The sequence below is a fragment of the Moritella sp. PE36 genome, from assembly GCF_000170855.1.
Lineage (GTDB): Bacteria > Pseudomonadota > Gammaproteobacteria > Enterobacterales > Moritellaceae > Moritella.
The window spans coordinates 98,904-114,822 of sequence record NZ_ABCQ01000010.1 but is presented as its reverse complement, the minus strand read 5'-3'; the positions used below and the strand labels follow the sequence as shown (position 1 = coordinate 114,822).

Annotated in this window: 12 protein-coding genes and 1 pseudogene; 9 read left to right on the top strand and 4 right to left on the bottom strand. The window is 42.0% G+C overall.

The window, feature by feature from the left end; all coding sequences use genetic code 11:
• On the top strand, positions 1-552 hold a 552-nt coding region (locus PE36_RS08595), incomplete at its 5' end, for a sulfite exporter TauE/SafE family protein (protein WP_043994355.1).
• Positions 553-847: 295 nt separating this feature from the next.
• Entirely contained in the window at positions 848-1,336 is a 489-nt protein-coding gene (locus tag PE36_RS08590) for a murein L,D-transpeptidase family protein (RefSeq protein WP_006031609.1), read from the top strand.
• Between the two features lie 61 nt (positions 1,337-1,397).
• Here PE36_RS08590 and PE36_RS08585 read toward each other — a convergent pair whose 3' ends face one another.
• On the bottom strand, positions 1,398-2,333 hold the full coding sequence (locus PE36_RS08585; RefSeq protein ID WP_006031608.1) for a LysR family transcriptional regulator: 936 nt from the start codon (positions 2,331-2,333) through the stop codon (positions 1,398-1,400).
• A 159-nt stretch (positions 2,334-2,492) separates the two neighbouring features.
• Between PE36_RS08585 and PE36_RS08580 the strand changes: the two genes are divergently transcribed.
• Both PE36_RS08580 and PE36_RS08575 read left to right on the top strand, forming a co-directional pair.
• Complete coding sequence (locus tag PE36_RS08580) at positions 2,493-3,569, top strand: efflux RND transporter periplasmic adaptor subunit (protein ID WP_006031607.1); 1,077 nt, start codon at positions 2,493-2,495, stop codon at positions 3,567-3,569.
• 3 nt (positions 3,570-3,572) lie between these two features.
• A pseudogene (locus PE36_RS08575) lies at positions 3,573-6,644 on the top strand (efflux RND transporter permease subunit).
• A gap of 78 nt (positions 6,645-6,722) precedes the next feature.
• Here PE36_RS08575 and PE36_RS08570 read toward each other — a convergent pair.
• On the bottom strand, positions 6,723-7,151 hold the full coding sequence (locus PE36_RS08570) for a DUF4399 domain-containing protein (RefSeq protein WP_043994325.1): 429 nt from the start codon (positions 7,149-7,151) through the stop codon (positions 6,723-6,725).
• Between the two features lie 172 nt (positions 7,152-7,323).
• Positions 7,324-8,328 carry a rhodanese-related sulfurtransferase gene (locus tag PE36_RS08565; protein ID WP_043994323.1) on the bottom strand — a complete coding sequence of 335 codons (1,005 nt, stop codon included), beginning with the start codon at positions 8,326-8,328 and terminating at the stop codon, positions 7,324-7,326.
• A 253-nt stretch (positions 8,329-8,581) separates the two neighbouring features.
• Here PE36_RS08565 and PE36_RS08560 point away from each other — a divergent pair, with 253 nt between their 5' ends.
• The 5 genes from PE36_RS08560 (at position 8,582) to PE36_RS08540 (ending at position 14,788) form a co-directional block, all read left to right on the top strand.
• Positions 8,582-10,432, top strand: a complete 1,851-nt coding sequence (locus PE36_RS08560; RefSeq protein WP_083797994.1) for an HAD-IIB family hydrolase — start codon at positions 8,582-8,584, stop codon at positions 10,430-10,432.
• A gap of 65 nt (positions 10,433-10,497) precedes the next feature.
• Positions 10,498-11,724, top strand: coding sequence for a hypothetical protein (locus PE36_RS08555; RefSeq protein ID WP_006031601.1), 1,227 nt, complete (start codon positions 10,498-10,500; stop codon positions 11,722-11,724).
• A gap of 56 nt (positions 11,725-11,780) precedes the next feature.
• Positions 11,781-13,658 (top strand): sugar phosphorylase, encoded by a 1,878-nt coding sequence (locus tag PE36_RS08550; protein WP_043994320.1) that lies wholly within the window; start codon positions 11,781-11,783, stop codon positions 13,656-13,658.
• A gap of 72 nt (positions 13,659-13,730) precedes the next feature.
• Entirely contained in the window at positions 13,731-14,270 is a 540-nt protein-coding gene (locus PE36_RS08545; protein ID WP_006031599.1) for a hypothetical protein, read from the top strand.
• A gap of 170 nt (positions 14,271-14,440) precedes the next feature.
• Positions 14,441-14,788, top strand: coding sequence for a DUF4156 domain-containing protein (locus tag PE36_RS08540; RefSeq protein WP_006031598.1), 348 nt, complete (start codon positions 14,441-14,443; stop codon positions 14,786-14,788).
• A 12-nt stretch (positions 14,789-14,800) separates the two neighbouring features.
• On the opposite strand, the gene PE36_RS08535 is transcribed toward PE36_RS08540, so the two are convergent.
• The gene (locus PE36_RS08535) at positions 14,801-15,721 is read right to left on the bottom strand and encodes a hypothetical protein (protein ID WP_006031597.1); all 921 of its coding nucleotides are present in this window, start codon (positions 15,719-15,721) and stop codon (positions 14,801-14,803) included.
• Positions 15,722-15,919: the final 198 nt, after the last annotated feature.

Here is a 15,919-nt window from a genome sequence, read left to right as displayed (position 1 = left end):
TGTTTCCACCAGTTAAACAGGCGTATCGTAATCATGACAGTACTGGGGATGTTACCCGGATTAATTATTGGCTTAGCGCTACTAGAATATCTAAGTGGGTCTTTTAACGACATGTTACAAACTATACTCGGGGTGGCGATCATTGGCGCCGGGATCAGTATGATTTTAAAATCCCCGCATAAAGAACGGAAGGCCTCAAAACAAGGGGCATTTTTCTGTGCGGGTACCGCATCGGGTATATTAACCGGAATGTTCAGTATGGGTGGACCGCCACTGGTTTACATCTTCTATCGTCAACCATTCACTTTAAACCTGATCCGGTTATACCTATTAAGCATCTTCTTTGTTAGCTCAATTAGTCGTATTACTATGGTTGGTATTCAAGGTGGATTAACAACAGACATGCTGCTGTTTTCTGCTGTTTGTATTCCTGTCGTGCTAAGCGTAAGCTGGGTAGCAAAACATTACCCACCACCGATTAGTTTAGATAATATGCGTAAAATAGCTTTTTTCATGTTAATGATTATCGGACTGAGCTTACTCATTAATTAGCGACATCAACCACCAAATTAACCTTAAAGAGCGCCGTTTGCGCTCTGTCATCATTACATTGCCTGTATGCTTTTCGAGCGCACCAGATTATTTAAGATATAGTATCCCGCAATAAGTTATCTTTTTGAGCGGGTAATAATTGATTATCTATCAATCCCTTGCCTCCTCACTTTTAGCCGCTATTTTAATTCGTGAACTGGGTCACTTAAAACTGCCGACTAAATATTGAAGGCAATTAAAAAATACTGTCTAATCGCGCCATCATTCAACTCCGACAGACTCTGCAATTTTTATCATGGCACTCCCGTTAGCACTCTTTTTATTGGTGATATTATCACTAAATAGCTATGCATCTCAGCTTCTCCAAGCTGATTATGTGTTAGTTAAAAAGTCAGATAGAACCCTCTTCCTCTTTAGAAATAATCAGCTGATTAAGTCGTACCGGATCTCTCTTGGAAAAAATCCGATTGGTGCTAAAACTCAACGAGGCGATAAAAAAACACCGGAAGGTTTGTATAATATTGACTTCAAAAATAGGCAGAGTAAATATCACCTAAGTCTCCACATCACCTACCCGAATAAACGCGATAAAGAACGTTCATTCGAGCGTAATCTTAATCCAGGAGACAGTATTTATATCCATGGCTTACCGAATAAAAACAAAAATGCAGGGTTACTGATTGGGTCTGATTGGACCAATGGCTGTATTGCTGTAAGTAATAATGCAATACGAGATATCGCTAAATATGTGCCCGATGGAACCCCAATCCAGATAACGCCTTAGACAATTTTAAAGGCGGTGTTGTTACGCGATCACAGTACTTATAACAACGCATGCAGCATCATTAATACCAGGCCCTGACTTCACTGTCTTTATGATCTATAGGCTGGCCATCTTCTGTCAACAAACTCAACATATGATCAATCAAACGTTGGCTGGCCAAACTAACAAAACGGCGTGACGGATAAACTAAATAGCATTTACCTTCATAAGGTTCAACATCAGTAAACAGTCGTACCAACGTGCCCTGTTTAACCTCGTCGGCACACAAACGTTCCGGTATATAAGCAATTCCGCGACTGGCAAGTGCACTTTCTAATGCCAGTTGTATGCTGTTTAAGCAAATATTACCACTGACAGGTAAAAACTCATTATTACCCAATGGCAGTTCATTAAATACTTGCCCATTAGGAAAGCGGTACATTATCGAATTATGTTGGCTCATCTCACTGATAACCCTAGGGGTCCCCGCTTTATAAAGGTACTCAGGGCTAGCAACAAAATGCAATATTTCACTAATAACTGGACGAGCGACCATATCAATATCAATGTTATTGAATGCTTCTTCAACCATAAAAGCGATATCAATATTATGGCGGATCATATCTAACGGTTCTGCGGTAACAATAAGCTCAACGGTTAACTTAGGGTTTAGATCCATAAATTGATAAATACCGTGAGCAATCAGCATTAAATTTGGAAGTGGAAATATAAGAATACGTAAATGGCCACTTACTTCAGCATCTTTATCTGTGATCTCAGTGATGGTTAACTCTAGACTCGCCAACAAAGATAAGGTTTTATTATAAAAATGACTGCCTGCCGTGGTGAGGGTCATCGCCCTATTTTGCCGATGAAATAACTTCACCCCTAACTCATCCTCCAGCCCTTGCAAGCGACGACTTATTGTCGATTTAGGGAGATATAATAACCCTGCAGCATCCACCAAGCTTCCCGCTTCAACAATACGGTGAAATAACGCAATGTCTTCTGTTTTCATCACAAGTTCCTCGAGAGCACAAATAAGTGTACATTACACCATAAAATAGTTCCATTATATGGAACCGATGGTTTCATATAGATTCATTTTCATCAACCTTGTATCTGTTATATTTCCCGCAATTGTATTATTAATGTCAATATGACTGGAATTAAGGTTATGAACCACTACACAAAAACCATTATATTATTAACCATTACTGCTTTAATCAGTGGCTGTAGCGTTGAATCAAAACAACCTTCAACGCCCTCAATACGGCCGGTTAAATTGTTACAAATTGCCGATATGCAGTCGGGGTCTATTCGTCGATTCCCGGCCAAAGTAACGGCAACAGAACAGGTCGAACTGGCTTTTCGCCTACCAGGACAGTTAGTTGAATTTTCATTAATTGAAGGTCAGCATGTTGAAAAAGGCACTGTACTTGCCCGTCTTGATGATCGGGATGCACGTAATACCTTACTGCATAGAGAGGCGGACCATGAACTCGCTGCGGCCGACTTCAAACGCAAAGGCAAACTGCTGCAAACTCAACTGCTCTCTCAAGCAGAATACGATCTTGCTAAAGCGCAGCTAAAGTCAGCGCAAGCAGCTCTTTTCAGTGCCCAGGATCAACTCAGTTATACTGTATTAAGCGCGCCTTACAGTGGTACGATTGCCAAGATAACAATCGATAATTATCAGATGGTGCAAGCCAACCAACCGCTGTTAGTATTACAGCAAAATAGTAATATCGACATCGTCATTCAAGTATCTGAAACCCTAGCGACCCGCGTAACTCAACTGGCGAATAATACCGCCAATCAAGCTCAGGTTATATTTTCAGCACAACCGCACAAATCTTATCCAGTCAGATTAAAAGAATACGCGACGCAAGTAACCCCAGGCACACAAAGTTATGAAGTGGTATTTACGTTACCTCAACCTAGCGATAGCCAGATTTTACCGGGCATGAGCGCTGAACTGAGTTTAAACATTGCCACAGCAGAGCAAACCGTTGCCATCTTACCCACCAGCGCCGTGATGAAAAGAGATACTAACGGTCAAAGTATCATTTGGTTATACAATAGCGATACCCACACAGTAAAGCCGCAGACAGTGACATTGGGTAAAGTTCGCTCGCAGGGCATTGAAATAACATCCGGTATCAAAACCGGTGATCAGGTGGTCATTGCCGGTATCCAACAGCTATCCGCTGGACTGGTGGTGAAACCACTGCACTGGCAACGTGGAGTATAACCGATGAATTTCGCTCAATACTCTATCCAGCATAAGGTGATTAGCTGGATGTTCGCGCTGTTACTCTTAGTTGGCGGCAGCATCTCGTTTTTCGGTTTAGGACAATTAGAATTTCCTGAATTTACCATCAAACAAGCATTAGTCGTAACGGCCTACCCGGGCGCATCACCCGAGCAAGTCGAAGAAGAAGTAACATTACCGCTGGAAGATGCCCTGCAACAACTTGATGCAATCAAACATATCACCTCCATTAACAGTGCTGGTTTATCCCAAATTGAAATTGAGATTAAAGAGCAGTATGGGGCCAACGAATTACCACAGATTTGGGATGAAGTTCGACGTAAGGTCAACGATACCATCAAACTATTACCGCCAGGGGTCGCTACGCCCAATGTCATTGATGATTTTGGTGATGTTTTTGGCATTTTAGTCAATATCACTGGCGATGGTTACAGTAACAGAGAGCTACAAAATTACGCTAATTTTCTACGTCGTGAACTCGTTTTGGTTACCGGTGTCAAAAAAATCGTCATTGCAGGCAAGATCGCCGAGCAAGTCGTGGTGGAAATATCCCAGCAAAAACTCTCTGCATTAGGACTTAATCAAGATTACATTTACAGCCTAATCAATGCGCAAAATGTCGTGTCTAATGCCGGTAGTATTCGGGTTGGTCATGATCGTATTCGTATTCACCCCACCGGTGAGTTTACCGATGTAACACAAATGGAGCGCCTGTTAGTGAGCGCGCCAGGCAGCACCAAACTTATTTATCTTGGCGACATTGCTAACATTTACAAAACCGCCGATGAAACACCAACCAATATTTATCATGGTAAGGGGAACGCGGCCTTATCAGTGGGGATCTCCTTCTCAAGTGGCGTAAACGTGGTTGATGTCGGTGCTGCTGTGAACCAGCGGCTTGCAGAACTAGACAGCGAACGTCCTATTGGTATCGAGCTGTTGACAGTCTATGACCAAAGTAAAATGGTCGATGAAACCGTCAGTGGTTTCTTGATCAACTTGGCTGAATCCATCGCGATTGTTATCGTCGTATTACTGATCTTTATGGGTTTACGTTCCGGCTTATTAATGGGGCTAGTATTATTACTGACCATACTCGGCACCTTTATTGTCATGAACATACTCAACATTGAGTTACAAATCATTTCATTAGGTGCACTTATTATCGCGTTAGGTATGTTAGTTGATAATGCTATCGTGGTGACCGAAGGTATTCTTATCGGCATCCAACGTGGCCAAACACGGTTAGAAACAGCCAAGCAAGTGATATCACAAACCCAATGGCCACTGCTCGGTGCCACCATTATTGCCATTATCGCGTTTGCCCCGATTGGTCTGTCAGATAATGCGACCGGAGAATTCTGTGCATCCTTATTTCAGGTATTACTGATCTCACTGTTTATCAGTTGGATCACAGCAATGACTCTCACCCCGTTCTTTTGCCATCTCATGTTTAAAGACGGTGACAGCAACTCAACACAAGATGAAGACCCTTATAAAGGCGCCATATTTCAGCTCTACCGTGGTTTTCTCACCTTTGCGATCCGCTTTCGTTATGTCACTGTCGCGATTGTGATCGCAGCACTTATCGCCTCAGTCATCGGCTTTGGGCATGCTAAAAATGTATTTTTCCCGCCCTCAAGCACACCGATATTTTTTGTCGATGTATGGATGCCTGAAGGTAGCGATATTAATGCCACCGAACAACTGGTCGGCCGTATCGAGCAGGATCTAATGCAACAGCAGCAAACCAAGGACGTCGGTTTAGTTAACCTAACCAGTGTTATTGGTCAGGGTTCGCAGCGCTTTGTATTATCTTATGTGCCAGAAAAAGGCTATAACGCCTATGCGCAGTTGCTGATTGAGATGACAGATCTCGATACCCTCAATACATTCATGCGTAAACTCGAAAAAGACCTGTTGCTGGATTATCCCGAAGCGCAGTTCCGCATTAAGTATATGGAAAATGGTCCCAGTCCCGCGGCTAAAATAGAAGCACGTTTTTATGGTGAAGACCCAACAGTATTACGTCAATTAGCCGCCCAGGCCGAAGCCATATTGATCGCAGAACCAACCGCAACTGGTGTACGTCATAACTGGCGTAACCAAGTCACCCTGATCCGACCGCAACTGGCCTTGGCACAGGCACGAGAAACCGGCATTAGCAAACACGATCTAGATAACGCCCTACTGACTAACTTTACCGGTAAACAAGTGGGTATATATCGCGAAAATAGCTATCTGATGCCAATCATTGCCCGTGCTCCTGCGGCAGAACGTCTTAATGCCGATAGTATTTGGAAACTACAGGTATGGAGCGCCGACAATAATTTATTCGTGCCCGTGACTCAGGTCGTCAGTGATTTTAAAACCGAGTGGGAAAATCCAATGATCATGCGTCGTGATCGTAAACGGGTACTGTCGGTATTAGCCGAATCCCAATTAATGGCAACTGGAGAAAACGGCTGATTCGGTATTCAATAAGGTCCGTGCGGATATGAAGCGATACCTTTACCTGCAGGTTATAACCTCGAATGGGGTGGCGAATTTGAGACTACCACAGAGGCACAAACCTCGGTATTTAGCTCGATCCCGTTAGGGTATCTAGCCATGTTCTTAATTACGGTATTGCTGTTTAACTCTGTGCGTCAACCGCTGATCATCTGGTTTACCGTGCCGTTGGCATTAATCGGTGTGGTATCAGGTCTATTGCTCTTTGATGCGCCGTTTAGCTTCATGGCGTTATTAGGCTTGTTAAGTCTGACCGGTATGATCATTAAAAATGGCATAGTATTAGTCGACCAGATCAATTTGGAGTTAAGCCAAGGTAAAACACCTTATGCGGCGGTCGTTGATTCATCGGTAAGCCGAGTTAGACCCGTACTCATGGCGGCTATCACTACTATGTTAGGTATGATCCCATTACTGTCGAACGCCTTTTTCAGTTCAATGGCGATCACCATCATCTTCGGTTTAGGTTTCGCGTCGATCTTAACGCTAATTGTATTACCGGTTACTTACACGTTAGCCTTCAAGATCCCTAATCAAGGTTAGTCCCTTTCTATTATCCCTACACCATATCCTTGCTAAAATATGGTGTAGGCTATTCGCTTCATTACTTAACTATCACCACTACTTAACAGTAACCGTTATTTTTTTCGACATTAACGGCTGGTCATGGGGTACATGTGCATAATTCCCCAACAGTAACTGCAAAGTATGCTTACCCGGTTTTAATGTTAGTTGAGTTTCCGTTTGACCACCACCAAAATGGCGTACTTTATCTGTCGCTTGTAACGGTTTAGTCAAATTGGGCAGCACCTTAGTATCAATAAGCAAGTGGTGATGAGCCGTTTTAACGCGATCGATTCCCGCGGGTGCAATACCCATTCCACGTAAACCAAACCTAACCGTAAATGTTGGTGACACAATGTCTCCGTCTACCGGACTAATAATGTATACACTGGCGCCTGACGGGGTTGTATTTCCCGACTCCTGTTTCAATGCAAACACATTAAAACTCACCATAAACAATACCAATAATAATGATTTTCTTAACATACTTAGAGCCCCATTAATGAATGTTTTCACCATCTTGCATTAATTGTAGACCACGCCAAAAATTATAAACAATAATCTCAAATTGCAGGTAATAAAAAACCGCTGGTAAGTTACTATTCTAAGTAACCTAGCTCAGCGGTTTTTTGTTTAAAGCATTTCTAAACTTAACGTATTACTTCGCGTTTTGCTCAGCTTTCTTCTTGGCTTTTTCTGCACGGCGTTCGTCAATGATATGTTTAATTTCACCACCGATATGTGACTCACCACGTTGCTCGGCTAATTCCATTTGACGTTCACGTTCTGCAAAACGGCTACGCTGTGTATCAGATACTTGATCGTGACAACGGTGACAACTAAGGCCTTTCACGTAATGTTCACTTTGCATTTCGTCTTGCGTTAACGGGTAACGACAAGCGAAACATTGGTCACATTCGCCTTGTTCTAAATCGTGATTTACTGAAACACGAGCATCGAATACAAAGCACTCACCTTCCCACATTGTTTCTTCTTTTGGCACTTCTTCAAGATACTTAAGAATACCGCCTTCTAAGTGATAAACTTCGTCAAAACCTTGCTCTTTTAAATAAGCAGTTGATTTTTCACAACGAATACCACCTGTACAATACATAGCTACTTTCTTGTGCTTATTTTTATCTAAGTTGTTTTTAACATACTCAGGGAATTCACGGAAAGTGGTAGTATTTGGATTTACTGCGTTTTGGAATGTACCGATCTCAATTTCATAATCGTTACGCGTATCAATCAAAATCACATCAGGATCAGAAATAAGTGCATTCCAATCTTTTGGTTTTACATACGTACCAACAACTTGGTTAGGATCAATACCTTCAACACCCATAGTTACGATCTCTTTTTTCAACTTAACCTTAGTACGTAAGAACGGATTCTCATCGTTATAAGATTCTTTGAAAGAGATTTCGCCCAGACTTGGGTCTTGAGATAAAAAGCTTAATACAGCATCAATACCTGCTTGTGGCCCTGCAATTGTACCGTTAATACCCTCGGCCGCTAATAACAGCGTACCGCGAACATCTTGGCTTTCCATTTTTGCTAATAAAGGCGCGCGTAACGCTTCAAAATTCTCTAAACGTACGAATTTGTATAATGCACAAACGGTAATTTGAGCAGTATTATTGGTAGTGATTGGTGCTGACATTTGGTTATTCCCCATTGAGCTAACTGGAACGTAAATCCAGAGCTGTAGATTAAGGCGGCGATGGTAACAGAAATGCGATATAGCGACCAGTGAAATTGATCCCGACCAAAAGCGCGATCCAAAACGTCCTATCAAAACGTCCTATCAAAACGTATAAACCTATACCTTAGAGGTATAAATTTGTTAAACCACAACAACTGGCACAGTTATTGAACAATTCATGATAAGACTCGCTCATTCAAGGATGGCTTTTATGATGACAAACCCGCAATTAACTGCATTCATTAAGCGTAATACACTCGATACGTCTTATTTAGCGGATGCTGCAAAATGGTACTCCACGCTCATATCGGCAATTAGAGTGCACCAATACAGTGCACCAGTGCAGACTTTCACCAATGCAGAAAACAGCCATAACAAACAAACTCCTGTTTTACTTGGTATTAATGGTTGCCAAGGCTCAGGTAAATCGACGCTCGCTGATTACCTCGCCACTTATTTAACCAGCGAATATAAGATGAATGTTGCGATTCTCTCTCTCGATGATTTTTATTATAGCCACCAGCAACGTAAAAATTTGTCTGAACATGAGCATCACTTATTACAAACTCGTGGCGTGCCAGGAACACATAATTTATCACTCGCACACGACACATTAGATAAGTTGCAATCCGCTAACAATAAATCAGCCCCCGTCGCACTGCCTCGATTTAATAAAACCACCGACAACCCTTACCCCGAATCAGAATGGCCTGTGATTCACGGCGCTATTGATGTCATTATCTTAGAAGGTTGGTGCTTAGGCGTACAAGCCCAAACAGATGAAGCACTATTCGAACCCGTCAACAACCTTGAAGCGACAAAAGATAAATACGGTGTTTGGCGTCGCTATGTGAACAACCAGATAAAACACCATTATGCTGCACTTTATGAACGACTAGATATGTTAGTCATGCTTAAAGCACCGAGTTTTGATACTGTTTATCAGTGGCGATTGGCACAAGAGCTAAAATTAAAACAACAAGCACTAACGCTCAGCACCCCACTTGACCGTGTCATGACCGAATCTGAAATAAAACTGTTTACCGCTTATTTTCAACGACTCACCGAACATGGATTAACAACATTACCCACCTTATGTAACTGGGTGTTTGAACTCGATACTCACCGAAACATAGTGCATTCATACAGCCCTCAATCGATGCAACTTGATCATTATCCGGCCATTTTCACGGATCTTGATGGCACCTTACTCGATCATGATAACTACAGTTTTACACCCGCATTAACTACGCTGGCTGAATTAAAACGCGCGGCAATACCGGTTATTCCCAATACCAGCAAAACTTACGTCGAATTAGTCGAATTAAGACGTAAATTAGATTTACACGGACCCTTTATTGTTGAAAACGGTGCTGCTGTTTACATCCCAGTTAACTACTTTAGCCACCAGCCTATCGGCACAATACAACAAGATGGCTACTGGGTTAAATCTCTCGTACATTTACGCGAACATTGGTTATCACTGCTGCCAAGCGTACCGGTAGAATTAACTGCATTGTTTACCAATATGAACAGCATGACAGTTAACGACATAGTCAATGCGACAGGATTGGATGCAGCAAGTGCAGCCCTTGCAAGTCAGAGACAATACGGCGAGCCTGTACTCTGGCATGGCAATGCAGCGCAGAAACAAGTATTTATCCAACATTTAAACAAACAAGGCGCGACGGTTTTAGAAGGCGGGCGTTTCTTACATGTCTGCGGCAATTGCAACAAAGGCAAAGCAATGGACTGGTTAATGGAGCAGTTCAAATTCTTTAATCCTCAGCAAACGCCCTACTCTATCGCGCTTGGTGACGGTAATAACGATATTGCCATGTTAGAAGCTGCACAATATGCCGCCATCATTTCATCACCTGTACACATACCACCAAAATTAAAGCGTAAACAGCGCTTAATCACCAGCAAGAATACGGGGCCAACAGGCTGGGCAGAAGTGTTAGCTAAGTTATTACCCCAGGTATTATCTGAGCTGTCACCTCGGTTATTTCCCAACGTATTACCAATAATGTTACCTGAGCTTGAACAAACGACGGCTTAAATTTATGACGCATTAATTTAAGCTGTCGTTCAATCGTTAGATTCAAATATTAAGGAAGGTTTATCATGGCTGATTTTTATCAAAATGGTGTTATTACAACACTGCATAACCTAAACCAACATCCATTAGAAGCAATGGAAGCAGAGCTCATCGAGTTTTCGAAACTGCGTCCTATGGCATTAATTCTCCCATCACTTTTCTCAGAGTTAGAAGGTGAAGCACTACCTAACATTATTCATCATTTACAAGATGTGCCGTATTTAAACGAGATTGTGATAGGTTTGGACCGCGCCAATGAAGCACAATATAAACACGCGTTAAAATTCTTCGGTGCCCTGCCACAACATCATCGTATTTTGTGGAATGATGGTCCTCGCCTGCAAGCACTTGATGCCGAACTCGCCGAACTAGGCTTAGCGCCCAAAGAATTAGGTAAAGGCCGTAACGTCTGGTATTGCATGGGTTACATTCTCGCAACAGGAAAATCTGAATCTGTGGCTCTGCATGATTGCGATATTCTAACTTATGACAGATCACTGCTCGCTCGCTTAATTTACCCCGTTGCTAACCCACAGTTTAACTATGAATTCTGTAAAGGTTTTTACGCTCGCGTTGCCGACGGTAAAATTAACGGTCGTGTTTCTCGATTGTTAATCACACCATTATTACGCTCATTAAAACGCGTTGTTGGTCATAACGATTACCTTGAATACATGGACAGTTTCCGTTACCCACTCGCGGGTGAGTTTTCATTCCGCAAAGACGTACTCAACGATATTCGCATTCCAAGTGATTGGGGACTAGAGATCGGAGTATTGTCAGAAATGCACCGTAATTACTCCCATAATCGATTATGCCAAGCTGATATTGCTGATATATACGATCATAAACATCAAGACCTGTCATTAGATAATGAAAATGGCGGTTTATCAAAAATGTCGATTGATATTACCAAGGCTTTTTTCCGCAAACTAGCTACGCAGGGTCATACCTTCACTAATGAAAATTTCCGCACCATCAAAGCGACCTATTACCGTATCGCCTTGGATTTTGTTGAGACCTATTATAACGATGCTGTCATGAATGGCTTAACGCTCGATATTCACGCAGAAGAAGAAGCGGTAGAAATGTTTGCGCAGAACATCATGACCGCAGGGCAAAACTTCCTCGATAATCCAATGGAAAAACCGTTCATGCCAAGTTGGAACCGAGTTATCTCAGCCATGCCTGACGTTTTAGAACGCCTCAAGGAAGCCGTTGAATTAGATAGAGCAGAGTTTATATCTCAGTAGTGAAAAGTTGAACGCTCAATTATAGCCGTATCAACACTATAAAATGGATGGTGACGATGTTAAATCCAAACGACGACTTACAGTTACAACAGCAGTTACAACAGCAGTTACAACAGCGTGTAGCACAGCAGCTCAGCACCATTTATGCGGATATTAAGTTATCCGTATCCATCGACGCGCTGGCAGCTGAATTGATCAGCACAATGGGGCTAACCGAGCAGTTGCATACACCAACACCGCAAATTAATCATTGGTCTGAAAAAGATACTATATTGATAACCTATGGTGACAGTATCCTTAATCAGGATGAAAAGCCGCTGCAAACGTTACATCGTTTTCTACAAGATTACTGCGCAGAGACCATTAACAGTGTGCATATTCTGCCATTTTTTCCGTATAGCAGTGATGATGGATTTTCGGTGATTGACTACGCCAGCGTTAACGAGGCCTTGGGTGATTGGCATGATATAAAACAAATAGCACAAAGTTATCACCTTATGTCTGACTTAGTGATCAACCACTGCTCTAGCCGGAGTAAATGGTTTGACAACTTCATCCGTGGTGAAGGGACTGGTTATGATTATTTTTATACTGCCGCAACTTATTCACTGTCAAACGCGGCGGTCTCAACTAATACCGATAAAAGTGATAACAGTGATGAAAATTACGATATAGAAGCCGTCGTTAGACCGCGTACGTCCCCCTTGTTTAGAAGCACACAAACGGCCTCTGGTGAACAGCAAGTCTGGTGTACCTTTAGCCATGACCAAGTCGACCTTGATTTTACCAACCCCAAGGTACTCATCAATTTCGTGTCCATTATCCGCCAATACTTAGACAATGGCGTGAAGATATTCCGCCTCGATGCGATTGCCTTCTTGTGGAAGAAAGCAGGCACACCTTGTATTAACCTGCCCGAAACTCACGAAATGGTGCGTTTACTCCGCACCTTAATCGAACATGCACGCCCAGACGCCGTGATCATTACCGAAACCAATATTCCCAACAAAGAGAACCTGACCTATTTTGGTAATGGCAACGAAGCACACTGCATCTACAACTTCGCCCTACCTCCATTATTAGTCAATACCTTGATAACAGGTAATTGCCAATACTTAAAACAATGGATGATGAGTATGCCACCAGCACAAAATGGCACGGCTTATTTTAACTTTATCGCTTCGCACGATGGTATTGGCTTACGGCCTGCCGAAGGGTTACTGTCTGAGCAAGAGATAAATCAGTTAGTCACCACGATGCAAGCGTTTGGTGGTGAAATATCCTGGCGAACAGTGGCAACAGAGACAACAGAGACTAAAAATAACGCGAGTTCGCAAACCAAAGAACAGCGTAAACCTTATGAGTTGAATATAACCTTATACGATGCATTACAAGGAACAACGGCAGGTAGAGATGAGTGGGGACATTTACGTTTCATCTGTGCCCACACGATCATGTTCGCACTCGAAGGCATCCCTGGGATCTACATTCATAGTTTACTGGGTACCAGCAATGATTATAAAAAGCTCGAACACACCAGTCATAATCGCGCCATTAACCGACATCGCTGGCAGCTTAATTCGCTCACCGAACAGCTTAATGATCCCGAAAGCCAACACTCACGGTCATTGCATGACATCAATCACCTGATCAGATTACGCACTGGGCAACCGGCATTTCACCCAAATGCCACTCAATTCACTTTACAGTTAGGCGAACAGCTCTTTGGGTTTTGGCGACAAAGTATGGACCGAAGCCAAAGCATATTTTGCATCAGCAACATCTCTGATACACCACTTACATTACCGCTAGCCAGTGTTAACTTGATCAGCAGCGATTGTTGGTATGACTTAATTACCGGTGATACCATCGACGATATTAACCAAATATTAACACTCACCCCCTATCAAACATTGTGGTTGAGTAACCGTTAAGCGCAAAGCAAAGTTATATTAACTATACTCCGGTGTAACATTCCTGAACTTAAGCAACAGGAGGATAGTGTAATGAGAGTTACATCCTATATTTTAGGTTCAATATTACTTTGCAGTAGTTTTACAGCTACAGCATATAATGACAGTAAATCCAAAAAGTTACTCAATGATGCCTTGAGTGCTGCGCCTATCGCCTTGCGAAGTAAAGTAACCGTACTGGATTGGGATCACAAGGTATTAAAACAAGGCTCGAATAACTACACCTGTTTTCCTACGCCGCCTCACCTAAAGGGTAAAGCCCCGATGTGTTTAGATGGTCCTTGGCTGGCATGGGCTGACGCATGGATGAACAAAAAACCATTCCAAGCTAAAGCCATGGGTATCTCGTATATGCTCGCTGGTGACGAAGGGGCAAGTAATATTGACCCTTACGCCAAAGGAAAAACAAGTGACAATCAATGGGTCAAAGAAGGCCCGCATTTAATGATAATAACCCCCGATAAAACCCTACTCGATTCACTACCGACAGATCCGCGTAATGGGGGGCCCTACGTGATGTGGAAAGGGACACCCTATGTTCATATCATGATCCCTGTTGCTACAAAGAAATAAGACTGATTGAAGTCGTACAATACAGAGTTAAATCAAGAACCACGACTCTCTCGTTAGACAATACTCTTTAATTAAGCAGTACCCTTTAATTAAGCAGTACCCTTTAATTAAGCAGTACCCTTTAATTAAAGAGTACTCTGTCATTATAAAATAAGCAGCGGCTAATCAGTATGGTATTAAATAATCTAAAATCTATATTCATTTTTTTTACTTGTTTAACACTGTCGGCTTGTAGCCTATTCGATATCCAGCAGCTCGACGATAAAACCAAAGTCGTTAAAATTTATGATGCATTCGAGCATATTAACCAATGCCAATTCATCAATGAACTCATTGGCTCTGAAGGCACTTGGTACAGCTATTTATTTGTTTCCAACAAAGACCTCACACTTGGCAGTATTAATGATTTAAAAAACCAAGCGAATGCAATGGGCGCTAACGCGATCCACATTCAATATAGCTTGGATTTTAATACATCGGTGACCTTTTTTGCCCAAGCATATGACTGTGCGCAATAACCCGTTTTTTGATTAACGACCGTAATAACTAATTAAGCGAAAGACACCGCCAACTTCTGTTCTGAAGTTATTGGCTTGATTAAATTCAACAAATGGCTCTATCTCAAAGTACATCCATGACTTATACAAGAGATTCCGATAACGAATTGAAATAAAATAATTTTCATTAGGAATATCGTCTGCGTCATTGCTTTTATTATACTGAACACCGCTGACGAGCAGTTGATTTTGTCCCATCGATTTGATGTGATAAAAACCAATCTTTCGTCGAGTATTTGATTCTGTCTGAGTTTTCTGCCAACTTGCGGATAAAGACACATAGCTTTTTTCAAGCTGGTAGGCAGCAACCGTTTTTATACTTGGCTCCCACCCGTCTTGTAAAAAATAGTCCAAGCGAGGTTGCAAACTTAAATCGACCTGTTGAACTCGCCAGTTAAACTGTATTTCACTGCGAAGATAGACCTGACTGCGACTAAATCCGACTCTATTTTTAACCTGCCATTTTTGATTAAGCTGCTTGATGTATTGAAAAGCAACATTGACACCGTCTTGATTGTCTTGGATATGATTAGATTCATAATCTAACAAGTGTTCTTCTTCATCATCGTCATTGTCAATCACCAAAGCAAACCTTTCATTCCATTGGGGTAAATGCAAAGACACTTTAAAATTGACATCAACATCATCTAAATCTGCGGTGCGAGGTAACCAAGATAATTGTAAATAACCCTTAGCAGAAGCCCTGTCATTGCTATTATCATCACTGTCATTACGACCAATAGCATCTAACCAAGAAGCCGTGCCTTGCATCATGGTATTGACCTGACTTTGTAGAACGTCAGCCCTTGGTAACTCATTTTTCACTGACGGTACCTCTTCAGACAACGCCATAAAGGAGATAATTAAACAACTACAGGCGGCAATTAACTTCATGCGCGATAACACTCTACAGGCTAGACATTGTGATGATACGGTAAGTAAAGTGTATTAACATTAATGTAATTAAGCCATTCGATCAGTTAGTCACGACGATGCAAACCAAAGAACAGCACAAAGCAAAGTTAAACCTTTATTTGAACTTTTTAAATTTCGAATTGCGATGGTAATATCAGTGTCACATTTCGTTTCTAT